This window comes from Streptomyces albidus (ex Kaewkla and Franco 2022) (assembly GCF_013870515.1).
In the GTDB taxonomy this organism is placed as follows: Bacteria; Actinomycetota; Actinomycetes; order Streptomycetales; family Streptomycetaceae; genus Streptomyces; species Streptomyces albidus.
Genome location: NZ_JACBXA010000026.1, coordinates 1 through 26,214, shown reverse-complemented (window position 1 = coordinate 26,214; position 26,214 = coordinate 1). Strand labels below are relative to the sequence as shown.

Below are 26,214 nucleotides of genomic sequence, written 5' to 3'. Positions count from 1 at the left end.
GTGGCGCCGGACCGGTGAGGCCGGCGGTTGCGTCTTGCGGAGACCGTACGAAGGGCCCGGGCACCCGGCAACCCGGGTGTCACTCCTCGATGCCGCCGGGTCGGGTGGAGGGGCGCGTGGGCTCCTGGCCTCCGTCGAAGTAGTCGATCAACTCCGCGGGCAGCGGCGGCACTTGGACAGGGGTGCCGCCGGAGCGCAGAGAGCGGGTCGCCGCGTGGCCCGCGGCGACCGCCTCCCTTGCCGCGACAGGGGAGGTCTCGGTGGAGCCGCCTGAGGCGACGAAGCGGAGGAACTCCTCGACCAGCAGGCGGTCGGCCCCTCCGTGCGTCTCCTCCGAGCGCGGCACGGTGACGGTCTCGTCGGCGTCGTCGCGGTACCCGGAACGGCGGGAGTTCCAGACCTTGATGACGGCGCCGTCGAGATCGCCGAAGTTCTCCAGGCGCCCGTGGTCGCCGATCACCGTGTAGTTGCGCCAGTAGTCGGGCGTGAAGTGGCACTGCTGATAGCTGACGAGGACGCCGTTGTCCGCGCGGCCCGTCAGCATGCTGACGTCCTCGACGTCGATCACGGGGTTGAGCCCTGTGAGGGCGGTCGGCGGCCAGTTCGCGGCGGGGTCGTACCACTCCGTCATGCGTTCGGCGGTCCGGTCGCGCCGGTCGGTGATGTCGCCGTAGACCGCCAGGTCGCCCAGGGCGGTGACCTGCCGTACGAAGCCGCCGGCGAGCCAGGCGATCACGTCGAGGTCGTGTGCGCCCTTCTGGAGCAGCAGGCTCGTGGTGTTGCGGCGCTCCGCGTGCCAGTCCTTGAAGTAGAAGTCGCCGCCGTGGCCGACGAAGTGGCGGCACCACACCGCTCGTACGCGCCCTATCGCGCTGTCGCGGACGAGCCGCCGCATCTCCCGGACCACGGGCGCGTGCCGCAGGTTGTGGCCGACGTAGAGCCGGCTGCCGGTCTCGCGCGCCGTACGCAGGAGCCGGTCGCAGTCCTCCGTGGTCACGGCGAGCGGCTTCTCCACGAAGACCGCGACTCCGGCCCGCAGGGCGTCCAGTACGCACTGTGCGTGCAGATGGTCCGGGGCGAAGACCATGACCGCGTCGAGCCCGGACGACTCCAGCATGCTCAGGTGGTCCTCGTGCACCGGAACGTCGGAGCCGAAGAGCCTGCGTGCCGTCTGCTGTCCGCGGGGGTGCGGGTCGGCGCAGGCGACAACTCTCGCTCCGTTTCCGGGGCGTTGGGCGTGCAGGGCCAGCGTCGCCCGCTCGCCGGCACCCACGACACCGATCCGCAGATCGTTGCTCGCCATCGCTCGCCTCCCAGCCGCCGCCCATGTCAAACAGTCCTGCATAAATGTTCGACTCGGAGCCTTCACGGCCGTCGGCATTTATGCAAGAGTCCTCAATCAATCAAATCGAGGCACCGGCGGCGGAGGAGGAGGTGGTCCCGAGTGCGAGGCCACGACCTTGCCGCTCTGCGGCGCCTGAACACCATCGCCGTCCTGCGCTTCCTGCGTTCCCAGGGGCCGGGACGCCCGCAGTCGCTCAGCCAACTCGCGGCGGCCACAGGGCTGTCGCGGCCGACCGTCGATCTTGTGGTCGAGGAGCTGACGGCTCAGGGCTGGCTGACCGAGGCCACCGACACCGCGCCGGGACGCTCCGGCCGTCCGGCCCGGCGCTTCCGGTTCCGCGGAGAAGCGGGACGGGTCGTCGGCGTCGACATCGGGCTGCACAAGATGGTGCTGCTGCTCTCCGACCTCGCCGGGGACGTGAGCGCCACCCAACGCGAGGACATCGACCCGGAGATGGGAGGCGCGGAGCGCCTCGCGTTCCTCCGCACCCGGATCGAGGAGTTCCTCGAGGACAACAAGGTGCGCCCCGACGAGTTGTGGGCGCTGTGCGTCGGCGTGCCCGGGATCGTCGCGGAGACGGGCCGGATCACGTCGGTGATCGTGCCGGAGTGGTCCGACTTCGAGCTGCCCAGGCGGCTTGCCGACGCCTTCCCCTGCAGAGTCCTCGCCGAGAACGACGTCAACCTGGCCACCATGGCCGAGCACTGGTGCGGAGCGGCGCAGCTCGCCGATGACGTCGCCTGCGTCCTGATCGGCCACCGCTCGTCGTGCGGCCTGCTCCTCGGTGGGCGTCTGCACCGCGGACGCCGGGGCGGAGCAGGCGAGTTGGGGCTCCACCCGCAACTCGGCCTCGCCCACGCCCACGAGGCGCTGACCTGGCACGGCCCACGCGACGAGGGCGAGTCGGAGGTGGCGGCGCTCGCCCGCGCGGCGAGCGCGCAGGACCCCGGTGCGCTCGACGTACTCGACCGTTACGCGGCCCGGCTGGCTCCCGGAATCGGGGCGCTGCTGCTGGCCGTCGACCCCGAACTGATCGTCCTCTCGGGCGGGATGACCCCCGCCGGGGAGGTGCTGACCCCGCTGCTCACCCGGCATCTGCGGGGAATCACCCTGGACGTCGCCCTGCACGTGCCCCGCATCGCCGTCAGCACACTCGGCGAGCAGGGCGTGGCGCTGGGCGCCGTACGCAAGGCCCTCGACAGCGTCGAGGCAGTCCTCACCGATGCGACCGGTCCCCTGCCGTCCGTGACCCGCTGACCCAAGTCCCGTACGGCAGCGCGTCGTCACGGCGCTGAGGGATCCCCGTCCCCCACCCGTCCCCATCACCCTCGCCCCCTTCGGAGGCGCGAATGCGCAGGAGAAGTCTGCTCACCGGAGCGCTGGCGGCGCCCTTCGCGGCCGCTGCGGCCACGGGCTGTTCCAGCAAGGGCGGATCGTCGCGTACGTCCGGCGGCCGCACCACCATCTCGTACGGGATGTGGGACACGCTCCAGGTCGCCGGCACCGAGAAGATCATCAAGGCGTTCGAGGCGGAACACCCCGGCATCTCGGTCCAGATCCAGCTCACCCCCTTCCCCTCCTACTGGACCACCCTGAAGACCGCCATGCGCGGCGGTTCCGCGCCCGACGTGTTCTGGATGAACGCCGTCAACCTCCAGATGTACGCCGAGGGCGGCGCGCTGCGCCCGCTGGACCCGTTCATCGAGCGCGACGGATTCGACATGGCCGTGCACCCCGAAGAGCTCCTGCGGATGTACAGCTACAAGGGCACCCGGTTCGCCATGCCGAAGGACTTCGACACCATCGGCCTCTGGTACAACAAGGAGCTCTTCGACAAGGCGGGCATCAAGTACCCCGACGACAGCTGGACTTGGGACACCGTCCGGGACGCGGCCGCCGAGCTGACGGACCCGCGGGCAGGCGTCCACGGCATCGCCGCCGAGATGAGCAGGCAGTACACGTACTACAACACCATCGCCCAGGCGGGCGGTTACGTGATCCGCGACGGCCGGTCCGGCTTCGCCGACGAGCGCACCATCGAGGGCCTGCGCTTCTGGACCGACCTGATCGACAAGGGCCATTCGCCCTCCCAGAGCGCGATGACCGACACCCGGGGCCGCCAGCTCTATCTGTCGGAGAAGGTCGCCATGAACTACGACCTCTCCGCCATGGCGTCGCAGATGTACGCGGCGCCCGCCATCAAGGACCACGGCGGAGTCGCGGTCCTGCCCGAGGGGCGCCGCCGGGGCACCGTCATCCACGGACTGGCCTCCGCGATCTCGTCCAAGAGCGAACACCCCGAGGCGGCTTGGAAGTTCGCGAAGTTCATGGGCTCGCGGAAGGCGGCCCTGATCCAGGCGAGTGAAGGCGTGACCATCTCTTCGTACGCCGGGACGCAGGACGCCTGGGTGAAGTCCATGCCGGAGTTCGGCCTCGGGGTCTTCATCGACATGCTCGACTACGCCGTCCCCTACCCGGCCTCCCGGCGCACCACCGTGTGGGAGAACCTCCAACCGCAGCTGCTGGGAGGCCCGTTCACCGGCAAGGGCGGCATCGAGAGCGCCTCACGCACACTCGCCCGCCAGATGGACCTGGCCCTGGAACAGGAGAAGTGACGACATGGCTGTCTTCCCCTCCACGGCCGCGGCGCAGGCGGCCGACCGACGGCGGAGCAGAGCCGCGGAGCGCGGCAGCACGCCGAGTCCGAGGCCGCGGCGCCGCTCGCAGCGTTCCGCGTACCTCTTCATCGCCCCCATCGCCCTCGGCTTTCTCGTCTTCTACATCTGGCCGCTGCTCGAGACCTTCTGGTTCAGCTTCACCTCGTTCGGCGTCTTCGGCGGCAACACGTGGGTGGGGGGCGAGAACTACGAGGGAGTGGTGCGCGACGTCACCGTCGGGCAGGCCCTCGGGAACACCGTCCTGTACATGCTGATGGGGCTGGTGACTCTTCCCGTCGCGATCGTGCTGGCCGACCTGATGAACCGGCGGGGGCTGCGGGGAGTACCGGTCTACCGCGCCCTGTACTTCCTGCCGTTCGTCACCATGCCCGCCGCCGTGGGCCTGGTCTGGAACTGGCTCTACAACGGCGACTTCGGAATGATCAACGAGGCGCTGTCGTGGTTCGGCGTGGACGGGCGCTACTGGGTCTCGGACCCGTCGACGGCGGTGTACGCGATCGGGGCGGTGATGGTCTGGTCCCACGTCGGCTACTACCTGATCATTTTCACGGCCGGCATCAAGGCCATCCCGAGGGACTACTACGAGGCAGCGGAGATCGACGGCGCGGGACCCGTACGGCGCTTCTTCCGCATCACCTTGCCGCTGCTCAGCCCGAGCATCTTCTTCGCCACGGTCATCTGCGTGATCAACTCGCTCCAGCAGTTCGACCTCATCTTCGTGATGATGAGCCCGGAGAACCCGGCGCTGGGCGAGACGCAGTCGATCGTGACGCTCTTCTTCAAGTGGGCGTTCCAGGAGAACGCCCAGGGAGCCGCCGCCGCACTCGCCTTCCTGCTGATGCTGCTCATCGCGGCGCTGACCTATCTGCAGTTCCGGTTCCAGAAGAGGTGGGTGCACTATGCCTGAGCCGGCCGCGACCCAGCGCAGGACGCGAGTGGACGGGGGCGCGCTCGCCACTCACGCCGTACTCGTGGCGGGCGCCCTGTTCATGGTCTTCCCCTTCGTGTGGCAGGCCCTCACCGCGTTCAAGACCATGCCCGAGTCCGTACAGGTGCCGCCCACCTTCCTGCCGAACGAGTGGCACTGGGATGCGTTCTCGCAGGTCTTCACCGCCGTGCCGTTCATGGAGATGCTGACCAACAGCTTCCTGAACACCCTGGGGCGCACGCTGGGGCAGCTCGTCTTCTGCTCCCTCGCCGCCTACGCGTTCGCGCGCATGCAGTTCCGTGGCAAGAACGTGCTGTTCGCCGTCTTCCTGTCCGTACTGATGGTGCCGGCGCAGCTGTTGATCCTTCCGCAGCACGAGATCGTCCAGAAGCTGGGGCTGCTCAACAGCATTCCCGCGCTCTTCCTGCCCGGCATGTTCAGCGCGTTCGGGACCTTCCTGCTCAGGCAGTTCTTCATGGCGCTGCCGAGGGAGCTGGAGGAGGCCGCACGCATCGACGGAGCCGGCCCGTTCCGGATCTTCTGGAGCGTCATGCTGCCGCTGGTGCGGCCCGCACTCGCGGCACTGGCGGTGATCACGGCCATGTGGTCGTGGAACGACCTGCTCTGGCCGCTCGTGGTCAACACCGACCCCGCGACCATGCCGATCAGCGCCGGACTGACCTCCCTCGAAGGCCAGTTCATGACCAACTACCCGGTGCTCATGGCCGGTTCGCTGATCGGCAGCCTCCCCATGATCGTCCTCTATCTGCTGCTGCAACGGCACTTCGTGCAGGGCATCGCGCTCAGCGGCTCGAAGGGCTGACCGCGGCCGAAGGGCAACCAGCCAGGACAGACCGATCGACGAGGACCGACCTACGAGACCGACCGACCACCGGAAACGGAAAGGCAGTCACATTCACATGCCGGAACTCGCAGTGGGGCTGATCGGTGCCGGGGGCATCGCCCGAGCACATCTGCCCGCATGGCTCGAACTCGGGGCCGTGGTCACCGTGTTCACCCCCGACGACAGCGGCGCGGACCTCGCCGCCCTCCACGCGGAGCAGGGCGTACGGGTGGCGCGCAGCCTGGAGGAACTCCTCGCGGGGAGCGAGGCCGTCGACGTCTGCACACCCACCCACACCCACCCGGAGGTCGCAATCGCCGCTCTCCGCGCGGGAGTTCACGTGGCGTGCGAGAAGCCGCTCGCGCTCCGCGTCGAGGACGTGGAGGAGATGATCGACGAGGCGGAACGGGCCGGGGTGCTCCTCTTCCCCGCCCACGTCGTCCGCTACTTCCCCGAGTACGCGGCCATGGCGGAGGCGGTCGCCGGAGGAGCGGTCGGAGAGCCCGCGGTGCTGCGCTTCACCCGTACGGGCAGCTATCCGGTCTGGTCCCCCTGGTTCGCCGACCCGACGCTCTCCGGCGGACTCCTCGTCGACCAGATGATCCACGACTTCGACTTCGCGCGTCTGCTGGCCGGCGAGGTGGTCCGTGTCCACGCGCACGTACGCGGCCACCAGCAGGCACCCGCGCCGGCGGGCTGTGTCGCCGCCGCGACAGCCGTGCTCACCCATGCCTCCGGCGCGATCAGCCACGTGCACGGGGTGTGGGGTCTGCCGGATTCGCAGTTCCGCACGACGTTCCGGATCGCCGGCCGAGGCGGTGTGCTTCAGCACGACTCCTCCAGGACCAAGGCCTTCCGGGTCATCTCGCAGGGCGAGGCGGCGCCGGGCGAGGGCATACCCGCCACGAACCTGACCGAGAGCCCCTTCCTCACCGAGCTGCGGGAGTTCGCGGCGGCCGTGCGCGGCGGCCCGCCGCCGAGGGTGACCGCCCGGGACGGGCTGGAAGCGGTGCGCATCGCGCTGGCGGCGGCCGAGTCGGACCGCAGCGGGCGAGCAGTGGAGCTCGGCAGCCGGAACAAGGACGACGTCCAGGAGGTGGTGGCCCGATGAAGGTCGGAGTGCTCTCGTTCGCCCATGTGCACGCCGCGGGTTATGCGACGCAACTGCGCGACATGGCCGGTGTGGACGTCCTGTGCAGCGACCCGGACGCCGCCTCCGCGGCACCCGGAGAGCTTCGAGGGCCGGCCCTGGCGGAGCAGCTGGGAGTGGCCCATGTCGACAGCTACCAGGGCCTGTTCGAGTGGGGACCGGACGCGGTCGTGGTCGCCTCGGAGAACTCCCGGCACCGGCCGCTGGTCGAACTGGCCGCCAAGCACGGCGTGGACGTGCTGTGCGAGAAGCCGCTGGCCACCACGGTCGAGGACGGCCGGGCGATGGTCGCCGCCTGCCGGGAGGCCGGAGTACGGCTGGGAGTCGCCTACCCGGTGCGCTTCAGCCCCGCCTACGCCGCGCTGCGCGAGGCGGTGCGCAGCGGCGGTACGGGCTCGGTCCTCACGGTGGCCGGCGCCAACAACGGCAGCCTTCCCGCGGGCGCCCGCGCCTGGTTCGTCGACCCCGAACTGGCGGGCGGCGGCGCGATGATGGACCACACCGTCCACATCGCCGACCTGCTCGACGACCTCTTCGACGGAGCGCGTGCCGTCGACGTGTACGCCCAGAGCAACAACCTCATGTACGGCGGAGAGGTGGAGGTGGACACAGCGGGCCTGGTGACCATCCGCTACGACAACGGGGCGGTCGCCACCATCGACTGCTCCTGGAGCCATCCCGACCACCACCCCACCTGGGGCGGGCTCGAACTCCAACTGGTCGGTGAGCGCGCCACGGTGGAGATGGACGCCTTCGGCCAGGTCGTCTCCGGCTTCGACGAGACGAACCGCAGGGGCGTGCTGCTGCCGTGGGGGACCGACCTGGACGGCGCGATGCTGCGCAGCTTCCTCTTCGGCGGTGCGGACGAGGGTGCGGTCCAAGTCGCGGACGGGGAGGCGGGGTTGCGCTCGCTGAGCATCGCGCTGGCCGGCTACGCCTCGGCGCGGGCGGGCACGCCGGTGCCGGTGGGGTGACTCGCGCCGGGCGGGCGTGGTGCTTCCGCGCCCGCCCGTCCGGCTGCACGTACGGACGGAACACCGGGGCCGCGGACGTCAGTTCGTCCCGGGGCCGCGGGCACGGGGGCTGCGAGCTGCGGCCCGGGGGCTACGCCGGTCTACTCGCCCACGCTCGCCGCGACGACGCGGGCGGCCTCCCGCGCGTCGATCCGAGCGGTGTCGACGAACTGCGCCGACCGGCGCAGCCAGGGCAGGGCCTCGCGGTAGTCGGCGAGGTGCGCAAGACGCCAGTCCCGGTTCCTCGCAGCGTGCTCGGCGTCGCTCTTGATCCGGCGCTCCATTGTCTCCGGGTCGCTGTGCAGCACGAAGTGGTGAACCGGGATGCCGGCCCTGTCGAGTCCGGACCGGATCTCCTCCCAGTACTGCTCCACGAGCACGGTCTGCGTGACGACGAGGGTCCCGCCGACGTAGTCCAGCAGCTGCGAAGCCGTCTCCACCACGAGATGACGCCACGGCGGCCAGTGCTGGAAGTTCCCCAGATCCGGTAGGTCCGGGACGTGCCCGAGCATGTATCCCACCTGCTCGGCGTCGAACAGACGGGCCTGCGGCAGAACTTGGACGAGTTCACCGGCGGTGGTCGTCTTCCCCGCCCCGAACGTGCCGTTCAGCCACACGATCACGACGTCGCTCCGTCCTCACCCGGACCCTCCGCCCTCGTGCGGGCCCTGTGCGTCCGCCACTTGGCGAGGTACTGGCGGACCGCCGAGACCCCGCTCACCAACGCCAGCCCCAGGAAGCACCATTCACCCCAGTGCAGGTCCGGCCAGTCCGCAGTGACGAGCTGCAGCACGCACAGGCAGAAGAACGCCAGCCGACGGTGTTCGTCGAGTGCCGTACGGCTGGAACGCCGGACGCCTCCCTCGGCAAGGCTCAAGGCGTATTGCTCGACATCGCCGAACTCCTCCTCAGGCGGCGCCCCGGAGGCTTCGAGATGCGCGCGGGCTTCGTCGACGAATCGCCGCGCGTCCGCGCGGCGGACGTCGTGACGCCCCCGGAGCAGACCTTCCAGGCGGTGCAGCCAGCGTTCGTTGCGGACCTCGGCGGTCGCTGCCGGGCGGAGCATCCGGGCGCGACGGAGGAGGAACGTCGACGCCTTGCGTCCCACCGCGCCGGGGCGCTGCATCAGAGTGCCCAGCCAGATGAGAAGAGCCCCTGCGGGAAACAGTGAGGGCGTCGGGATGCGGGCCAACGTGGCGTGGGGGAGTTCGAAGGCTGCCAGGGCGGCGGGCACGGTCATGCTCAGTGCGACGCACCAGGCGACGACTGCGGCACGCAGCCGGCCCGCCGACCGGAGCGCGTTGGCTGCCCCGATGACGGCGAAAAGGGTGCCGAACAGGACCGTGAAGACCAGCCCGGCGATGCTCACGTCGAGCCAGAGCCCCGACTCGATCCACATCACGATTCCGCCGAGCAGCAGGCAGTACCCGGGCAGCAGCAACGGTGCGCCCCAGTAGTCGTCCATCGTGGTCTTGCCGTCGTAGTCGGTCCTCGCGCGCTTCGAGGCGGGGATGCGGCCCCGGGCTATTCGCTCCGCGTACTTCTTCGCGTCACCGAAGGCGTCGTCCGGCCTCTCCCCGGCCTCCGCGCAGTGGGCCAGGGCCTCATCCACGCAGGCCTCGGCCGCCTCCCAGTCCAGGCCGTGATCGACCAGTTCGAGGAGGAAGTCGTCCTCCCAGTCGGCGTCCGCCTCCATGGCGTTCTTCATCCCCTGTTCCCCTCTTCGAAGGTCCTGCTCAGCAACTGGTCCATGCGTTCGGAGAACCGGCTCCACTGCGTGCTCTGCGCGGCCAGCCACCGCGCCCCGTGCTCGGTGAGCGAGTAGACCTTGCGGCCCGGCCCGCCCTCCCCCGCCGTCCACGTCGAGCCGAGGATCCCTTCGGATTCGAGCCTCGCCAGCACGGGATAGAGCACCCCGCCCTTCATCCGGCCGAAGCCGGCCTCGCCGAGGCGCTGCGCCACCGCGTATCCGTGGTTGTCGCCCTCGGCGAGCACGGCCGTGGCCGCCAGCTCGATCACCCCTCGCAGCCAGCCGGGGGGTTCCTCGCTCATCGCTCCACTCTTCACGAGTTGAGAGTAGACGATTTCGAGGACTAGTCAATATTCCGACTAGAGACTCCCACCGGCACCCGCCCGAGACGTGGGCCTCCGGGCGTACGGCCATCCGGTCCCGGGCCCGATGCCCTCCACGTCCGTGAGGGCAACAATCGCCAGAAGTGACGTGAAAGGAGCAGGCATGTCGTATCCCGAGCCCCGCTACCTCGGTGAAAACGGTGAGATCAACGCGGTGTTCAGGTCCTCGGACACGGCACCCGAACTGACGTCGTCGACCGGCAACCGCACCCACTACCTGGCCACCGGAGAGGGCACCGGCGGTGAATTCGGCCTCTACAAGGTCGAGATGGGGCCGAGGTCGCCCGGGCCGAGCACGCACTTCCACCGGTCGATCTCGGAGTCCTTCTACATCCTCTCCGGCCGGATGGAGCTCTTCGACGGGGAGCGCTGGGTCACCGGGAGGCAGGGCGACTTCCTGTACGTGCCGGTGGGCGGGCTGCACGCGTTCAAGAACACCTCGGACGATCCGGTGTCCATGCTGCTCCTCTTCTCACCCGGTGCGCCGCGGGAGGAGTACTTCGAGCGGATCGCCGAGATGACGCAGCGCGGCGGCAAGGAACTCGAGGACTTCCTCGTCAAGCACGACAGCTTCTTCGTCGACACCGAGGGTTCCTGAGCGACCCGATTCGGACTGCGGCGTCCGAAGTGGGAGGCCCAAGCAGCTGACGCCGCGGACGAGTTGAAGCAGGCCGGTTGGAGCAGGGACGGGACCGATGTCGACGCGAGGCCGTCAGGCCGCCGCAGACGACCGGCCGGCGGACGTGCCGATGCTCTCCGCTCTACCGGTAGAGGTCGGTGGCCAGCGCGATGACGGTGTGGGTGGCCGGGTGGGCGTCGTGCGTGCGCCAGATGAGGTGGACGGGGACGGGGTCGGCGTCGCGCAGCGGCCGGTAGGTGATGCCGTCGCGGCGGTACTGGGCGGCGGTCGCCTGGGGGGTGACGCCGATGCAGCGGCCGGTGGCGATGGCGGCGAGCCAGTCGTCGATGTCGTGGGTGTACTCGACGGCGGGCCTCTCGTCTTGGGGACACAGGTCCAGGGTGGTGGTCCCGGTGCGGCGGTCGATGGCCAGGGTGCGCCCGAGGACTTCGTCCAGGCGGATGCTGCGGCGACGGGCCCAGGGGTCGTCGGAGGCCAGAGCGACGTGGCGGGCCTCGTAGCCGATCAGCGCGTGGGACCAGGAGGTGAGGTCGAGCGGGGCGCGGACGACGGCGAGGTCGCACCGCCCCTCGGCGAGACCGCCGGTGGGGCTGTTGTGGCGGATCAGACGCAGTTCGGTCTCGGGGTGCTGCTCGTGCCACCGGCGCTGGAACTCGGTGGTGCGGCGGCCGAAAGCGGACCAGGCGTGGCCGATGTGGAGGCGGTTGTGTCCGGTGGTGGCTTCGCGGACGAGGTCGTCGGCGCCGGCGAGCAGGACGCGTGCCCGGGCCAGCACCTGAACGCCCACGGTGGTGGGGGCGACGAAGCGGCTGGTGCGGTGCAGGAGCCGCACCCCGAGGACGCCTTCCAGAGCGGTGAGGGTCCGTGAGACGGCGGCCTGCGAGACGCCGAGTTCGTGGGCGGCGTCCGTGAAGCTGCCGCTGTCGATGATGGCGACCAGGCAGCGCAGGTGTTTCAGCTCCAGGGCACCGGCCGTCTTGCCCGTTCCATCCATGCGTCCAGCGTATAGATGGGGCGGCGATTGCATTTTGCGTATGCCGGACGGCGTCCAATCGTGGGGGCATGAAGCCTGCGTCTCCCTCCGTCCCTGTCCCCGTCGCTGCCGATCCCGGCGCATCGCACGCCGCGGACGTGCGCGGATCCGGCCCGCGTGCGGAGCGCTGGGGCGGGATGGCGCTGATGCTGGGCAGCGGACTGTCCAACCAGAGCGGAGCGGCGCTCGCGGCGCTCGCCTTCCCCGTGCTCGGGCCGGTCGGTGTGGTGGCGGTGCGCCAGTGGGTGGCAGCAGCCGTGCTCGGGGCGGTCGGCCGACCGCGGTTGCGAGAGTTCACCGCGGCGAAGTGGCGTCCGGTGCTGGGGCTGGCGCTGGTGTTCGCCGGAATGAACCTGTCCCTGTACGCGGCGATCGAGCGGATCGGGCTCGGGCTGGCCGTCACGCTGGAATTCCTCGGCCCGCTGACCGTGGCCCTGGCCGGCTCTCGCCGCAGGACAGACCTCATCGCCGCCCTGGCGGCGGCGGGAGCAGTGGCGGTGCTCGCGCGCCCCACACCCTCCACGGACTACCCGGGCATCGGCCTCGCCCTGCTGGCCGCGGTCTGCTGGGGCTGCTACATCCTGTGCAACCGCACCGTCGGCGCCTGGCTGCCCGGCCTGGAGGGATCGGCCGCCGCGGCGCTGGTCTCCGGCGCCCTGTACCTGCCCGTGGGTGCATGGGTGCTCTGGCAGCACCCGCCCACACCGGCGGCGCTGGCCTGCGCGCTGGCAGCCGGGGTGCTCTCCTCGGCCGTGCCGTTCGTGTCCGACCTGCTGGCGCTGCGCCGGGTGCCGCCGCACCTCTTCGGCGTGTTCATGAGCGTCAACCCCGTCTTCGCCGCGGTGATCGGCCTCGTCCTCCTGGGCCAGCACCTCGATGCCGCCTCCTGGTCGGCCATTGCCGCGATCGTCACCGCCAACACCGTCGTCGTCTCCACCCGCGCCCCGTGACGTCCCCGGGAACCGGTGCGCCACATGAACAGCAGCGAGGCCGTCTGCTCGATCGGCCACCGGGCCTGCCCGTCCGGACGGGCAGGCAGACGCAGAACGGCACGGCACCCCGAGGCACCCGGATCACCGGGACTCGCGGGCCGTGCCGTCGTGCCGTTCGTCCGGCTCCGCTGTGACGACGGCTGCGTCGGACGTCAGCCCTCGGCGCCGTCCCGCAGCCAGACCGTCGTCTCGCCGGGCAGCCCTTCATCGCCCAACGGACCGCTGCTGAGCAGCACTTCACCCGCAGGCAGAGGCTTGGTCTCCGAGCTGAAGTTGGTCACGCAGTGCCATCCGTCGGGACGTACGAAGTGCAGCACGCCCGCCTCTTCGGTCTCCTGCGAACCGATCCACTCCAGGGACTCGTCCGTGCCGACGAGCTTGTGCCGCAGCCGCAGCGCCTCGCGGTAGAGCTCCAGCGTCGAGGTCTCGTCGCCCTCCTGGGCCTCGACGGAAAGCTCGCCGAAGTACGAGGGCTGAGGCAGCCAGGGAGTCCCGCCGAAGCCGAACGACTCGCCCTCCCTCGTCCACGGAAGCGGTACGCGGCAGCCGTCACGGCCCTTGCGGGTGTGCGAACTGCGCTCCCACACCGGGTCCTGGAGGTCCCCTTCGGCGAGCTCCGCTGCCTCCGGCAGGCCGAGTTCCTCACCCTGGTACATGTACGCGGACCCCGGCAGGGCCAGCTCCAGCATGGTCGCCGCGCGTGCCCGGCGCAGACCGCGCTCGCGGTCGGCCACCGGCTGGGTGCCGCCGCTGAGCAACCACGCCTCGGGGTCGGCGTCCTCGGCCAGCGCGAAGCGCGAGGCGTGCCGGATGACGTCGTGGTTGGAGAGCACCCACGTCGCCGAGGCGCCCGCGGCCCGGGCCGTACGCAGCGAGACGTCGATGACGGAGCGCAGTTCGGGAGCGGACCAACCCGTCTTGAGGTAGTCGAAGTTGAACGCCTGGCCGAGGCCTTCGGGGCTCGCGTACCGCACGAGGCGCTCCTTCTTCACCCAGGCCTCGGCGACGCCGACGCGCGGCGGGTCGTACTCGTTGAAGACCTCCCGCCACTCCCGGTAGATCTCGTGCACCTCGTCGCGGTCCAGGAAGGGATGCTGGCCGTCCTCGACCGTCGCCATCTGTTCCTCGATGGATATGCCGCCGACGTCGCGCAGCGGCTCCGTGAGGTCCTTGGTCAGGGCGTTGGCCACGTCGATGCGGAATCCGTCGACGCCCCGGTCGGACCAGAAGCGCAGGGTCTTCTTGAAGTCGGCGTGCACATCGGGGTGGTCCCAGTTGAGGTCGGGCTGTTCGGGGGCGAACAGGTGCAGGTACCACCAGCCGTCGGGGAGCCTGCTCCAGGCGGGACCGCCGAACATGGACTGCCAGTCCGTGGGCGGGAGTTCGCCGTCCTGCCCCTTGCCCTGGCGGAAGACGTAGCGCTCGCGCTCCGGTGAGCCCGGCCCCGCGCGCAGCGCCGCCTGGAACCACTCGTGGTCGTCGGAGGTGTGGTTGGGGACGATGTCGACGATCACCTTGATGGAGAAGCGGTGCGCCTCGGCGACCATCGCGTCGAAGTCGTCGAGGGTGCCCAGCCGCGGGTCGACGTTGCGGTAGTCGGCGACGTCGTAGCCGCCGTCGGCGAGCGCCGAGGGGTAGAACGGGCTGAGCCAGACGGCGTCGACGCCGAGCTCCGAGAGGTAGGACATCCGCGAGGCGGCGCCGGCTATGTCGCCGAGGCCGTCGCCGTCGGCGTCGGCGAAGCTGCGGGGGTAGATCTGGTAGACGGCGGCCTGGCGCCACCAGTCGGGGCCGTCCTGGCGGTGCGGTGCGGTGCTGTCGGTCACGATGAATCCTCGCAGTGCGGTGCGGGTGCTTTCGGTCGGTGTTGCGGTAGCTCGGTATTCGGTTGTCCGGGCTATCGGCTGCCGTCGGCGCACGGACCCGGGGTACGGGAGACGGGCGGCACGAACGCACAGGCGTGCGCGTGCGGGGTCATGGGCGGTCGGGTGTGGGGGGTTCGATCGCGGGGGGCCTTGATCGCGGTGGCGTGACGGCGCGGCAGGCCCCGGGTAGGCCGAGTACGTCCGGACATGGTCAGCGTCGCGGAGACGAGATCGATTCCCGGCGGCGGACGGGCATGGGAATCCGGTGCACCGCCGGTCTCAAGTCGTCGGACAACAGTAACGAGACGGCTCTCCGGCCGAGTTCGTGGTGGGGGAGAGCGATGGAGGTGAGGGCCGGCCGCAGCCAGGAGGCCAGCTCCGAGTCGTCGAAGGAGACGACGGACAGATCGGCTGGGATGTCCAACCCGGCGTCCCGCAGGGCCTGATACGCGCCGAAGGCGAGCCGGTCGTTGCAGCAGATGAGGGCCGTGGGTGCCGGATCGGCCCCCAGCAGCGAGCGCGTCGCGCGGTAACCGTGCTCAGGCTCCGACCAGTCGCACTCGACGACTCCCGCGAGCTCCACGCCCGCGGCGGCCGTCGCCGCCTCGATGCCACGCATCCGCTCGTGCCCGGCGTGCACGCCCTCGGGCTTCCCGCGGGTGAAGTGGTGACCGCCGACGACGTGGATGCCGTCCCGGTGACCGGCCTCGAGCAGCAGTCGCACGGCCTGCTCTCCGGCGGCGAACTCGTCCGGGACGACGCTGGCGAACTCCCCCGATTCGTCCAGGCAGTTGAGCAGCACCGTCCGATGCCCGCCCGACTGCCCCGCGGGACGTGACCTGCGGGTCGACATGGCGGCGTGGATCATTCCGTCCACCTGGCGGTCGAGCATGCCCTGGAGCAGCTTCTCCTCCACCGCGGGGTCGTCGCCGGTCTCCGCGAAGTAGAGCAGGTGGTCCTTCTCCAGCGCGGCTTCCAGGGCGCCCCGGATCATCTCGCCCGCGTAGTGGGTGCTGGCCACGCTGTCGGAGACCAGCCCGATCGTGTAGGTCTTCCGGGTGCGCAGGCTCTGCGCCGTGAGATTGGGGCGGTACCCCAACTCCTGTGCGGCGCCGAGGATCCGCTGCCGCGCCTCGCCCGAGATGCGCATTCCCTCGCGCCCGGAGAGCACGAACGAAACCGTCGTACGGGACACACCCGCGTGACGTGCGACATCTGCCTGAGTGACGCGCGACGACGGCATTGGCCCCCTCCAGGTAAATCGAGCTAGCCGAGCATCACCTGGTGTTCCTCGCCTGTCAACGCCTTATCGACCGGCCGATCACTTCTCGCCACGGAGGGCCGGAAGCCGGGTTCGTGTCGGGGGTCTTGACACGGACGCTTCAGGGGCAACATCCTCCTGCTCACTCGATTTAACCTCGCTGTTTCCCAACCGCCGTGGATCGGGCGCCTGCTCGGACCGGTGGGCTGTCCGTATGTGTCCGCATCCGCGGTCCGGAATCGCCCGTCATGTGCCGATCGGTGCCGGCGGGGCTCCAGGCTGCCTCTGCGGCGCGCGTGGCAGCGCACCACAGCGAACCACAACACCCCACAGCAGGCCACAGGCAAGAGGAGATCATGTGAGTGCCATCGAACGACGACTGCTGCGATGCACCGCCGTCACCGCCGCACTCACGCTCGTCGGCGGCTGCGGCCTGGGCGCATCGAGCGTCGAGAGCGGAGTCAGCGCGAAGGAGCGCGGACCCATCACGTACGTCGCCGGCAAGGACACCTCGGGAGTGGTTCCGAAGCTGATCAAGAGGTGGAACGACAGGAACCCCGGCGAGAAGGTCACCTTCATCGAACTGCCCGAGGACGCCGACGCGCAGCGTCAGCAGATGATCCAGAACGCGCAGCTGAAGACGGACACCTACACGGTGCTCTCCCTCGACGCCGTGTGGACCGCCGAGTTCGCCGCGAACCGCTGGATCGACGAGATCCCGGAGAGCTCCTTCCCGTTCGACAAGACGCTGGGGCCCATCAACGGCACGGTCGCCTACCGGGGCAAGTGGTTCGCCATGCCGTACACCTCCGACGGCGCCCTGCTCTACTACCGCAAGGACCTGCTGGAGAAGGCGAATGTGGAGCCGCCCAAGACCCAGGACGAGATGCGCGAGGTCTGCGGCAAGGTCCTGAAGAAGCAGCCCGGGATGTCCTGCTACGGCGGCCAGTTCGAGAAGTACGAGGGGCTGACCGTCAACTTCTCCGAAGCTGTGAACTCCGCGGGCGGCCAGGTCACCGACGCCAAGGGGAATCCGCACCTGGACACGCCCGAGGCCAAGCGCGGTCTGGACAACCTGATCAAGGGCTTCCGCGACGGCACGATGCCCAAGAACGGCATCACGATGATGGAGGAGACCGGGCGGCGGGCCTTCGAGAAGGGCAGGCTGCTCTTCTACCGCAACTGGCCCTACCAGTACGCCGTGTCGAACACGAAGGCCAAGACCAACAAGGTCGTCAACAAGTTCGGCGTCGCCCCGATACCGGGTGAGAAGGGCACCGGCGCCTCCTCCCTCGGCGGCCACAACCTCGCCCTGGCCAACACGGCCCGCAACAAGGCCACCGCGCTGGACTTCATGCGCTACATGACCAGCGATGAGGGCGCGCGGATGAGGCTCACCAAGGCATCGCAGGCGCCCGTGTTCACGAAGCTGTACGACGACCCGAAGCTGGCGGGCCAGTTCCCGTGGCTTCCGGTGCTGAAGAAGTCCATCGTCGGCGCCGAGCCGAGGCCGCGCGTGGTGCGTTACGGAGACTCCACCAAGGTCATCCAGGACGAGGCGTACGCCGCGTTGACCGGAAAGAAGAGCTCCGAGGCGGCACTCAAGAGCATGCAGAAGGAACTGAACGCCCTCAAGCCCTGATCCACTCGCACCCGACCTGCACCGGGACACGAGACCTGCCCCTCAGCGGACTTCCGCTGGTCGCCCGCGCGGGAGAGCCGCCGGCCGAGAAAGGAACAGACAACCCATGTCGCTGATATCTCCAAAGCGCCGCAGTCCCGGGCGCACCGGGCGAACAGCCTCGTACGGCGAGGGGCGCATGGCCGCTCTGTTGGTCTCACCGACACTGCTGGTGCTCGGCCTCGTCATCGCGTACCCGGTGCTGTCGGCCCTCTACACCTCGCTCTTCACCGCCCCGGGGATCGACCCCAAGACGGGCTTCGTCGAGGACGGCGACTCCTTCGCCGGTCTGGACAACTTCACGTCGATCTTCTCCGCGGCCGGTGACCGCTTCTGGAACGCCTTCTGGAACACCTCGTTCCTGACCCTCACCTCGGTCGCCCTGGAGACCATCATCGGGCTGGGCATGGCGCTGATCATGCACCAGGCGCTGCGTGGCCGTGCCTGGGTACGGGCCAGCATCCTGGTGCCCTGGGCGATCCCCACGGCGATCTCCGCACTGCTGTGGCGCTGGATCTTCGACACCGAAGGCATCGCCAACACCATCATCAACACCGAGGTGTTGTGGACGACCGAGGGCTTCCAGGCCCAGGTGGCGGTCATCATCGCCGAGGTGTGGAAGACGGCGCCGTTCGTGGGGCTGCTGACGCTCGCCGGGCTCCAGATCATCTCCGAGGAGGTGTACGAGGCGGCGCGGGTCGACGGCGCCGGCCCGGTGCGCAGGCTCTGGAGCATCACGCTCCCGCTGGTCAAGCCCGCACTGCTGGTCGCGGTCCTCTTCCGCCTGCTGGACGCGTTGCGGATGTTCGACCTGCCCTACATCCTCATCGGCCCGGGCAAGGAGTCGGTGGAGACCCTCTCCATGCTCGCCCAGGACGAGGCGGCCAACGTGCGGTTCGGGCCCGCCTCGGCGTACGCGGTGGTGCTCTTCCTCTACGTCTTCCTCATCGCGTTCGCTTTCATCAAGCTGCTCGGCGCCGATCTGCTCGGCGACCGGCAGAGCGGCAACGGGAAGCCGGGCGCTCGCAAGCGCCTGAGTCTGATGCCCGGCAACGGCCGCGGCCAGCAGAAGGAGGCAACGGCATGACCGGCACCACCCCCACAGCGACCAGCGAGGCACCCGCCTCACCGTCGGCCCCGGCCTCTCCGGCACCGGCCCCCGGCACGGGCGCACGGCCACGCCCGGCGGGCAACCCCTGGGCCACCGGGTTCAAGTACGCGGGCGTCATCGCCGTGGCCGCCTGGTGCCTCGCACCCTTCTACTGGATGCTCGTCGGCAGCCTGCGGCGTTCCGACGACGTCTTCGCCACCTCTCTGTGGCCGTCCCCGATGTCGCTGTCCAACTACCGCGGCGTGCTGGACCCTTCGCAGGGTTTCGTACGCTCGCTGGTCAACAGCCTCGTCGTCGCGGGTTCGACCACGGTGCTGGCGCTGATCGTCGGTATCGCCACCGCCTACGCGCTGGCCCGCCTCGACTTCCGCTTCAAGCGGCTGGTGCTCACCGGCATCATCGCCACCTCGATGTTCCCTGTGGTCGCGATCGCGATTCCGCTGCTGAAGCTGTTCGTCGGCTTCGGCTGGATCAACACCTACCAGGCGCTGGTCGTGCCGAGCATGTCCTTCGCGCTTCCGCTCGCCGTATGGAACCTGACGGCGTTCTTCCGTCAGATGCCCCTGGAGTTGGAGGAGTCGGCCAGGGTCGACGGCTGTTCGCGCGGCCAGGCGTTCCGCAAGGTGATTCTTCCGCTCGCGGCACCCGGCGTCTTCACCACCGCGATCCTCACCTTCGTGATGGCCTGGAACGAGTTCCTGATCGCCGTGTCGATGACCAACAAGCAGTCCATGATGACTGCTCCGGTCGCCGTCTCGAAGTTCACCGGTGCCACGGAGTTCGTCCAGCCGCACGGCAGCCAGATGGCGGCGGGTGTGCTGGTGACCATTCCGCTGGTGATCCTGGTGCTCTTCTTCCAGCGCCGCATCGTGGCCGGCCTCACGGCGGGGGCGGTCAAGTAGAGCCCTGCCAGGGTGGGTTGAAGCAGCAGACAGCAGGGGCGCCGGTTCCGACCGGCGCCCCTGCCGTGTCCTGGTCAGCGCGCCCGCGGCATCAGTCGTCCTCGTTGCTGAAGGAGACGCCACGCCAGTCGGTGACGCAGTCGCGGTCCATGAACACCCAGCCCAGATTGGCGTCCCGCACCACCATGGCCGGGTTGGAGCCCTTGGTCGTGAACCTGTACTGCACCTCCGCCGAGGGCGCTCCGGCCGGGTCGCGCAGGGATCCGTCGTTGTAGTCGCTGGAGTTGAAGTAGTTGAGGAAGGCCCCGCCGCCGCAGGCGGGGTCCACCGAGATGGGGCTGCCGTCGGTCTCGTCGTGCGCTCCGGCGTTGAAGTCGCCGCCGAAGGAACGGCGGTGGCTGATCCGCTCCTTCGTGGCGGCGCTGCACGACTCCTCCGCCGTACCGGAGGGGGAGGAGCTGAGCGCGGCGGGCGGGATCCACGCGCAGACGTTGTTGCCGCCGTAGTTGTGTCCGTAGTGGTAGTCGTTCGCCGTGGTCTCGTGCACGTCGAACGCGGAACCGCTCATGGCCGTGCCGATGAAGTAGCCGCACGGCTTGTTCTGCAGCCACGTGCCGGCCGGGACGGTGCCGTGGTTGTTGCACACCTCGGGCTTGGGGGAGTTGGCCTTGATCTCGAAGCGGTTCACGGCGGCCTCGGCGGAGCCGGGCAGCATCGTCAGCGCCGCGACGATCGTCGTGAGCACGGCGCCCGCGAAGGCGAGCGGGAGTTTCCTCTGCACGGTCATGACCTCTTTCCGGAAGGGGCGGGCCGCCGGAGGGCGCGCCCGTGGTGGGGGGTTCGCAGGCCGGCACGGCGTACGCGCACGGTTCGGGCTCCTGGGCGGGGCGCCGCGTGAGAACATGCGGGCGTTCCGGCCGCTCAGGCCGTGCGCTGATCCGCTGAAGTGCCGGTGCTGCGGGCTGAGTTGATTCTTCGGCCGGGCCCGCCGCATCGCCACAGGATCCGCGCGGTGAGGGAGACCGGGAACCCGCGCAAGTCGCTGACCGGCGCAAAGGGACTGGGATGAGGGAGGCAGGGACGTGTCCGAGTCAGGCAGGCGCCCGCTCAGGCCGCTGTCACCGCAACTGCCCGAGCCGGTGAGGATCTTCACCGAGCAGCTGCGCGGGATCTACTGGGACAGGACGGAGCTGAACCAGCGAGAACTCGCGGCGGCACTCCACCTGACGAAGTCGCCCGTCTCCCGCTATCTGAACGGCCAGGAGGTCATCCCCGCCCCTGCCTTCGACGACTTCTGCGGGATCGTCGGCCTCGCGCCCAGGGAGCGGCAACGCCTCGGCAGGCTGCGGGAGAAGGCCGCCGAAGCGGCGGAGCGCGGCGACATCGCGGGCGGCGACGGCGACCGGGGCAGGGACGTCGGCGGGGAAGGCGGGGCGCAGCGGGTCGAGAGCCCCGCACCGGCAGGCCCGAGACGGTGGACGGCGTCGCTGACAGGCACGGCGAACCCCCGGAGGCTGCTCGCGCTCTCGGCGGCTGCGGTCGCGTTGCTGGCCGCGGCCGGAGTCGGGATCGCCACGGCGCTCGACGGCCCTGACGGGGACGGCCGTTCACCCCTGGCCGCGAGCTCTTCACCCGCCACCGGCCCCAGCTGCACCACGACCCGCGTCTACCGGGTCATCGCCGACGGCGACATCCTCGACGGCGACCGGAACGACATCGGGGACGTCCGCAAGGACGACCTCTTCAGCCTGGACAAGGCACCCGCTGCGAGTCCCTACCGCTTCCGCGACTACGGCCATGTCGTGGACGCCGGGGTCAGGGGCTACGTCGACCAGGCCAAGCTCAAGCCGGTCGGCCGCAGGTGCGTGAAGCAGGCCGGTCGGAACGATGTGCGGACCGAGGGCGGCAACACTCCCCGCCGGCCGCCCCGTTCCTCATCGCCCGCCAGCTGAGCGGGGGTTGGGCGGCTGCGCGCCCGTACGTCTGGACCCGCCGAGCACGCACATGCCCCGCCCGCCACACGGGCGGACCAGATGAGCGAAACCGGGCCGGGAGCGGGCGAGCCTGACCGGTGGCGCAGCCGACGGGCCGTTCACTCACCCCATGTGGAATAAAAATCACATCATTCGAAAAACGGTCATTCCCTTCCTGGTGTTCGCCTCCCTCACCGGAGCCGCCGCCCTCCCGGCCTCGGCCGCCGGCGCAGAGAGCGCCCCGGCTCAGGAGTCCGCACGGAAGTCCCTGCAGGAGCCGAAGAAGCACACGAAGAAGTACAAGTGGTGGAAGCCACGTTCGTGGTCCGACCCGGGACTCGTCAGCGGTGATCCCCGCAAGCTCGGTGCGAAGACCTTCAAGGGCCAGGCCTTCGACACGTGCCGCGCACCGTCGACGTCCGTGATGCGCGCCTGGCGAAAGAGCTCCCCGTTCGGAGCGGCAGGCGTCTACATCGGCGGGCGCGCCCGCGCCTGCCCGAATCAGGCCCACCTCGACAGCGCGTGGGTGCGGGCGGCCGACGCCATGGGCTGGAAGCTGCTGCCGGTCTACGTCGGATCCCAGTCGCCCTGCGTCAAGGCGAGCAACAAGCGCGGGCACGTCATGAGCCATCACCAGCCCGCACTGAGGGGCGCACAAGAGGGCCGTGACGCCGTACGCCAGGCGAAGAAGCTGGGTATGTCGACCCACAGCGCGATCTACCTGGACATGGAGGCGTACGACAACAACTCGACCACGTGCGCGGTCACCACCCTGCGCTTCATCCAGGGCTGGAACCGCGCCGTGCTGGAGCAGAAGTACGTGCCCGGCTTCTACAGCAGCGCCGACTCCGGCATCCGGCACATGGAAGGCGCGCGGAAGGCAGGCAGGACCTACCTTCCGCAGATGCTGTGGTTCGCCAGATGGAGGGTCCCCGGCTCGGTGAAGGGGGAGAAGTTCCTGGACGAGCGGGCCTGGCAGCCGCACCGGCGCATCCACCAGTACGACGGAGATGTGGTGCGGACGTACGGCGGCCACAGTCTGCACATCGACCGCAACGTGATGGACGCGCCCGTCGCCGTCGTCAAGTGACCGAGCGGGTACGGTCGGTGGTCTCGAAGGGGCTCAGGGCGCGGACCCCGGTGCGCGTCCCTGAGTCACCCTGATCCCTGCGGCGTACCTCCTCCACCCTACGGAGGTGCAGCCACCACCACCTCTCCGCCCAGAGGCGGAGGTGCCTTCGCGACCTTCGGGCGATCCGCACGGCGGCCTCCGCTTCTAGCGTTGAGCCATGACCACGCCTGGGATCGTCCGGCCTTCCCGGACCGCCTCTTCGACCGGGACGCGACTGACGTTCACGTCGTACGTGCAGGCGCGCGGCCCGGTGCTCCTGCGCACCGCCCGCTCGCTCACCGCCAACCCGTGCGACGCGGAGGACCTGCTCCAGACCGCGCTCACCAAGACCTATCTGGCCTGGGAGCGCATCGAGGACCACCGTGCTCTGGACGGGTACGTGCGCAAGGCCCTGCTGAACACGCGCACCTCGCAGTGGCGCAAGCGCAGGGTCGACGAGTTCGCCTGCGACGAGCTTCCCGAGCCGGAACCTCTCCCGGGTCCCGACGCCGCCGAGGCCCAGGCGGTCCGCGACGCGATGTGGCAGGCCGTCCTCAAGCTGCCCGCGCGGCAGCGCGCCATGGTGGTCCTGCGCTACTACGAGGACCTGAGCGAGGTGCAGACCGCCGCCGTGCTCGGGGTCTCCGTCGGCACCGTCAAGAGCGCCGTCTCACGTGCGCTGGTGAAGCTCCGCGAGGATCCGCAGCTGGCGACGGACGTCCAGGGGGAGCCCGAGGCACCCGAGCCCGGAGAAGAGCTGGCGGTCGCCTGAGCCCGAATCATGGACGGGGTAGTGACATACCGGTCGGTACGCACGCACAATCAGCGCCACGATTACCCATGCGTAACCGGCCCCCCGGGAGGCTCCCCCGATGCTGAGCACCATGCAGGACGTACCTCTGCTCGTTTCGCGCATCCTGCGTCACGGTTCCACCGTCCACGCCGAGTCACAGATCTCCACCTGGACAGGTGAGGGTGAGCCGCGGCGTCAGAGCTTCGGGGAGACCGGTGCCCGCGCGGCCCGGCTCGCGCACGCGCTGACCGAGGACCTCGGCGTCGTACGGGACGACCGTGTCGCCACCCTGATGTGGAACAACGCGGAGCACGTCGAGGCCTACTTCGCCGTCCCCTCCATGGGCGCGATCCTGCACACGCTCAACCTCCGGCTGCCGACCGACCAGCTGGTGTGGATCATCAACCACGCCGCGGACAAGGTCATCCTGGTCAACGGGTCGCTGCTGCCGCTGCTGGCTCCTCTGCTGCCGCGCCTGGAGTCCGTCGAGCACGTGGTCGTCGTCGGCTCCGGCGACGCCTCCGTGCTGGAGGGCTGCCGCCCGGCCGTGCACGAATACGAGTCGCTGCTGGAGGGGCGGTCCGACGAGTTCGACTGGCCCGAGCTGGACGAACGCCAGGCCGCGGCCATGTGCTACACCTCCGGCACCACGGGCGACCCCAAGGGCGTCGTCTACTCGCACCGCTCGATGTACCTGCACAGCATGCAGGTCAACATGACGCAGTCGATGGGCCTCACGGACCGCGACACCACGCTGCCCGTCGTGCCCATGTTCCACGTCAACGCCTGGGGCCTCCCCCACGCGACCTTCATGACCGGCGTGAACATGCTGATGCCCGACCGCTTCCTGCAGCCGGGCCCGCTGGCCGACATGATCGACTCCGAACGGCCCACGCACGCGGCGGCCGTCCCCACCATCTGGCAGGGCCTGCTGGCCGAGCTGGAGGACAAGCGACGCGACATATCCTCCCTGGCCCTCGTCACCATCGGCGGCTCCGCCTGCCCGCCCGCGATGATGCGCTCCTTCGAGGAGGACCACGGCGTGCGCGTCTGCCACGCGTGGGGCATGACCGAGACCTCGCCACTGGGCAGCTTCGCCCACCCGCCGGCCGGGCTCAGCGCGGAGGACGAGTGGCCGTACCGCGTCAGCCAGGGCCGCTTCCCCGCATCGGTGGAGGCGCGGCTGGCGGCGCCAGACGGCACCTTCGCACCGTGGGACGGCGTTTCGCCCGGTGAGCTGGAGGTGCGCGGACCGTGGATCGCCTCCGCCTACTACGGCGGCGCCACGGGTGAACCCCTGCGTCCCGAGGACAAGTTCAGCCCCGACGGCTGGCTCCGTACGGGCGACGTCGGCGTGATCACCCCGAACGGCTATCTGACGCTGACCGACCGTGCCAAGGACGTCATCAAGTCCGGCGGTGAGTGGATCTCCTCCGTCGAGCTGGAGAACGCGCTCATGGCGCACGAGGCCGTCGCCGAGGCGGCGGTGGTGGCCGTCCCCGACGAGAAGTGGGGCGAACGGCCGCTGGCCACCGTCGTCCTCAAGGAGGATGCCGGGGACGTCGGCTACGAGGAGCTGCGCGCCTTCCTCGCCGAGCGCATCCCCCGCTGGCAGCTTCCGGAGCGCTGGGCGGTCGTGCCCGCGGTGCCCAAGACGAGCGTGGGGAAGTTCGACAAGAAGGTGCTCCGCGGGCAGTACGCGGAAGGAAAGCTGGACGTCACACAGCTCTGACGGTCCGAGGGCAGGACGGCCGGGGTGCCGCGGAGACGATCCGCTGCGCCCCCGGCCTCGTCACGCTCGGCCGAGGGGGCTCAGGGAGCGCAGCGTCAGAGCGTCGATCGCCCCGAGCCGCACGCCCCCGTATGCCGCCCCACGTCGTGATCAACGCGCGGAGACCGAAGTCCAGGCGGGGCGCGGTCAGTTGGCGCCGATCTTGGTCAGCGTGTCGACGATGCGCTGCTGCACCTCGTCGTTCGTCGAGCGCTCCGCCAGGAAGAGGACCGTCTCGCCGGTCGTCAGGCGGGGCAGCTCGGCCGGATTCATGTCGGAGGAGGTGTAGACGACGAACGGGGTGCGGCTGAGCAGCCGGTTCACCCGCAGCCAGTCGATGATTCCGGCCCGCCGGCTGCGTACCTGCATCAGGTCCATCACGACCAGGTTGGGCCGCACCTGCGCAGCGACGTTCACCGCTTCCGCATCGTTCGGGGCGTGCGCGACCTGGATGCCGCGCCGTTCCAGCGACGCCGCGAGAGCACCCGCGATCGGGGGGCGCTCTTCGATCAGCAGCACCCGCGGCGGGTGCTGCTCGCTGTCGCGCGGCGCGAGGGCCTTGAGGAGCACGGCGGGATCGGCGCCGTAGGCCGCCTCGCGGGTCGCCTGCCCGAGCCCGGAGGTCACCAGCACCGGAACCTCGGCCGCGACCGCCGCCGTACGCAGCGACTGCAGCGCGGTCCTGGTGATCGGCCCGGTGAGCGGGTCCACGAAGAGCGCGGCGGGGTAGGCCCCGATCTGAGCGTCGACCTCCTCGCGCGAATGCACGATGACGGGCCGGTATCCACGCCCCGAGAGCGCCTGCCGCGTCGCGGGGTCCGGTTCGGGCCACACGAGCAGCCGGCGCGGGTTGTCCAGCGGCTCGGGCGGGAGTTCGGCGTCCACGGCCCGTGGAGGTACGGGCACACCTCGCCCGTCGCTCACCTCGACGGGACTGTTCGGACCGTCCAGCGGCTCCGGCCCCTCGGCCGAACCGGCGGCCGGCGCCTC

General features: G+C 69.9%; 23 protein-coding genes and 1 pseudogene. 15 read left to right on the top strand and 9 right to left on the bottom strand.

What is annotated here, in order from left to right; translation table 11 throughout:
- Window positions 1-79 precede the first annotated feature (79 nt).
- Complete coding sequence (locus H5J26_RS07200) at window positions 80-1,303, bottom strand: Gfo/Idh/MocA family protein (RefSeq protein WP_181764875.1); 1,224 nt, start codon at window positions 1,301-1,303, stop codon at window positions 80-82.
- A gap of 141 nt (window positions 1,304-1,444) precedes the next feature.
- Here H5J26_RS07200 and H5J26_RS07195 point away from each other — a divergent pair, with 141 nt between their 5' ends.
- The 6 genes from H5J26_RS07195 to H5J26_RS07170 all read left to right on the top strand — a co-directional run bounded on the left by H5J26_RS07195 (window position 1,445) and on the right by H5J26_RS07170 (window position 7,919).
- Window positions 1,445-2,602, top strand: coding sequence for an ROK family transcriptional regulator (locus tag H5J26_RS07195; RefSeq protein ID WP_309237815.1), 1,158 nt, complete (start codon window positions 1,445-1,447; stop codon window positions 2,600-2,602).
- Between the two features lie 92 nt (window positions 2,603-2,694).
- The gene (locus H5J26_RS07190) at window positions 2,695-3,960 is read left to right on the top strand and encodes an ABC transporter substrate-binding protein (RefSeq protein WP_181764874.1); all 1,266 of its coding nucleotides are present in this window, start codon (window positions 2,695-2,697) and stop codon (window positions 3,958-3,960) included.
- 4 nt (window positions 3,961-3,964) lie between these two features.
- Window positions 3,965-4,930 carry a carbohydrate ABC transporter permease gene (locus tag H5J26_RS07185; RefSeq protein WP_181764873.1) on the top strand — a complete coding sequence of 322 codons (966 nt, stop codon included), beginning with the start codon at window positions 3,965-3,967 and terminating at the stop codon, window positions 4,928-4,930.
- A complete protein-coding gene (locus tag H5J26_RS07180; protein ID WP_181764872.1) occupies window positions 4,923-5,774 on the top strand; it encodes a carbohydrate ABC transporter permease in 852 nt (283 codons plus the stop codon). Before H5J26_RS07185 ends, H5J26_RS07180 begins: the two co-directional genes overlap by 8 nt.
- 97 nt (window positions 5,775-5,871) lie before the next feature.
- The gene (locus H5J26_RS07175) at window positions 5,872-6,906 is read left to right on the top strand and encodes a Gfo/Idh/MocA family protein (RefSeq protein WP_181764871.1); all 1,035 of its coding nucleotides are present in this window, start codon (window positions 5,872-5,874) and stop codon (window positions 6,904-6,906) included.
- The gene (locus H5J26_RS07170) at window positions 6,903-7,919 is read left to right on the top strand and encodes a Gfo/Idh/MocA family protein (RefSeq protein WP_181764870.1); all 1,017 of its coding nucleotides are present in this window, start codon (window positions 6,903-6,905) and stop codon (window positions 7,917-7,919) included. Before H5J26_RS07175 ends, H5J26_RS07170 begins: the two co-directional genes overlap by 4 nt.
- 140 nt (window positions 7,920-8,059) lie before the next feature.
- On the opposite strand, the gene H5J26_RS07165 is transcribed toward H5J26_RS07170, so the two are convergent.
- From H5J26_RS07165 to H5J26_RS07155, 3 genes are read right to left on the bottom strand one after another with little or no spacing between them, the layout of a single operon-like run.
- Complete coding sequence (locus H5J26_RS07165) at window positions 8,060-8,581, bottom strand: AAA family ATPase (RefSeq protein ID WP_181764869.1); 522 nt, start codon at window positions 8,579-8,581, stop codon at window positions 8,060-8,062.
- Window positions 8,578-9,666, bottom strand: a complete 1,089-nt coding sequence (locus tag H5J26_RS07160) for a hypothetical protein (RefSeq protein WP_181764868.1) — start codon at window positions 9,664-9,666, stop codon at window positions 8,578-8,580. The genes H5J26_RS07165 and H5J26_RS07160 overlap by 4 nt, the downstream gene beginning before the upstream one ends.
- The gene (locus tag H5J26_RS07155) at window positions 9,663-10,010 is read right to left on the bottom strand and encodes a PadR family transcriptional regulator (protein ID WP_181764867.1); all 348 of its coding nucleotides are present in this window, start codon (window positions 10,008-10,010) and stop codon (window positions 9,663-9,665) included. Before H5J26_RS07155 ends, H5J26_RS07160 begins: the two co-directional genes overlap by 4 nt.
- 184 nt (window positions 10,011-10,194) lie before the next feature.
- Between H5J26_RS07155 and H5J26_RS07150 the strand changes: the two genes are divergently transcribed.
- The gene (locus tag H5J26_RS07150; protein WP_181764866.1) at window positions 10,195-10,689 is read left to right on the top strand and encodes a cupin domain-containing protein; all 495 of its coding nucleotides are present in this window, start codon (window positions 10,195-10,197) and stop codon (window positions 10,687-10,689) included.
- A 163-nt stretch (window positions 10,690-10,852) separates the two neighbouring features.
- On the opposite strand, the gene H5J26_RS07145 is transcribed toward H5J26_RS07150, so the two are convergent.
- Entirely contained in the window at window positions 10,853-11,725 is an 873-nt protein-coding gene (locus H5J26_RS07145; protein WP_181764865.1) for a LysR family transcriptional regulator, read from the bottom strand.
- Window positions 11,726-11,901: 176 nt separating this feature from the next.
- Between H5J26_RS07145 and H5J26_RS07140 the strand changes: the two genes are divergently transcribed.
- The gene (locus tag H5J26_RS07140) at window positions 11,902-12,714 is read left to right on the top strand and encodes an EamA family transporter (protein ID WP_181764891.1); all 813 of its coding nucleotides are present in this window, start codon (window positions 11,902-11,904) and stop codon (window positions 12,712-12,714) included.
- Between the two features lie 194 nt (window positions 12,715-12,908).
- Here the strand turns inward: H5J26_RS07140 and H5J26_RS07135 are convergent, their stop codons facing one another.
- Complete coding sequence (locus H5J26_RS07135) at window positions 12,909-14,582, bottom strand: glycoside hydrolase family 13 protein (RefSeq protein WP_181764864.1); 1,674 nt, start codon at window positions 14,580-14,582, stop codon at window positions 12,909-12,911.
- 250 nt (window positions 14,583-14,832) lie between these two features.
- The gene (locus H5J26_RS07130) at window positions 14,833-15,864 is read right to left on the bottom strand and encodes a LacI family DNA-binding transcriptional regulator (RefSeq protein ID WP_181764863.1); all 1,032 of its coding nucleotides are present in this window, start codon (window positions 15,862-15,864) and stop codon (window positions 14,833-14,835) included.
- Window positions 15,865-16,240: 376 nt separating this feature from the next.
- On the opposite strand from H5J26_RS07130, the gene H5J26_RS07125 reads away from it, so the two are divergent.
- From H5J26_RS07125 to H5J26_RS07115, 3 genes are all read left to right on the top strand, one after another.
- Complete coding sequence (locus H5J26_RS07125) at window positions 16,241-17,524, top strand: ABC transporter substrate-binding protein (RefSeq protein WP_309237814.1); 1,284 nt, start codon at window positions 16,241-16,243, stop codon at window positions 17,522-17,524.
- A gap of 178 nt (window positions 17,525-17,702) precedes the next feature.
- Window positions 17,703-18,650: a carbohydrate ABC transporter permease gene (locus tag H5J26_RS07120; RefSeq protein WP_181764861.1), complete on the top strand. Its 948-nt coding sequence runs from the start codon at window positions 17,703-17,705 to the stop codon at window positions 18,648-18,650.
- A complete protein-coding gene (locus H5J26_RS07115; protein WP_181764860.1) occupies window positions 18,647-19,576 on the top strand; it encodes a carbohydrate ABC transporter permease in 930 nt (309 codons plus the stop codon). Before H5J26_RS07120 ends, H5J26_RS07115 begins: the two co-directional genes overlap by 4 nt.
- A 91-nt stretch (window positions 19,577-19,667) precedes the next feature.
- Here H5J26_RS07115 and H5J26_RS07110 read toward each other — a convergent pair whose 3' ends face one another.
- Entirely contained in the window at window positions 19,668-20,363 is a 696-nt protein-coding gene (locus tag H5J26_RS07110; RefSeq protein WP_181764859.1) for a hypothetical protein, read from the bottom strand.
- 295 nt (window positions 20,364-20,658) lie between these two features.
- Here H5J26_RS07110 and H5J26_RS07105 point away from each other — a divergent pair, with 295 nt between their 5' ends.
- The 4 genes from H5J26_RS07105 to H5J26_RS07090 all read left to right on the top strand — a co-directional run bounded on the left by H5J26_RS07105 (window position 20,659) and on the right by H5J26_RS07090 (window position 25,185).
- Window positions 20,659-21,528, top strand: a complete 870-nt coding sequence (locus H5J26_RS07105) for a helix-turn-helix domain-containing protein (protein ID WP_181764858.1) — start codon at window positions 20,659-20,661, stop codon at window positions 21,526-21,528.
- 151 nt (window positions 21,529-21,679) lie between these two features.
- Window positions 21,680-22,639 carry a DUF1906 domain-containing protein gene (locus H5J26_RS07100; RefSeq protein WP_181764857.1) on the top strand — a complete coding sequence of 320 codons (960 nt, stop codon included), beginning with the start codon at window positions 21,680-21,682 and terminating at the stop codon, window positions 22,637-22,639.
- Window positions 22,640-22,838: 199 nt separating this feature from the next.
- A complete protein-coding gene (locus H5J26_RS07095) occupies window positions 22,839-23,432 on the top strand; it encodes a SigE family RNA polymerase sigma factor (protein WP_181764856.1) in 594 nt (197 codons plus the stop codon).
- Between the two features lie 100 nt (window positions 23,433-23,532).
- Complete coding sequence (locus tag H5J26_RS07090) at window positions 23,533-25,185, top strand: long-chain fatty acid--CoA ligase (protein WP_181764855.1); 1,653 nt, start codon at window positions 23,533-23,535, stop codon at window positions 25,183-25,185.
- A gap of 186 nt (window positions 25,186-25,371) precedes the next feature.
- Here H5J26_RS07090 and H5J26_RS07085 read toward each other — a convergent pair.
- Window positions 25,372-26,214 (bottom strand): annotated as a pseudogene (locus tag H5J26_RS07085) (diguanylate cyclase); the annotation flags it as partial.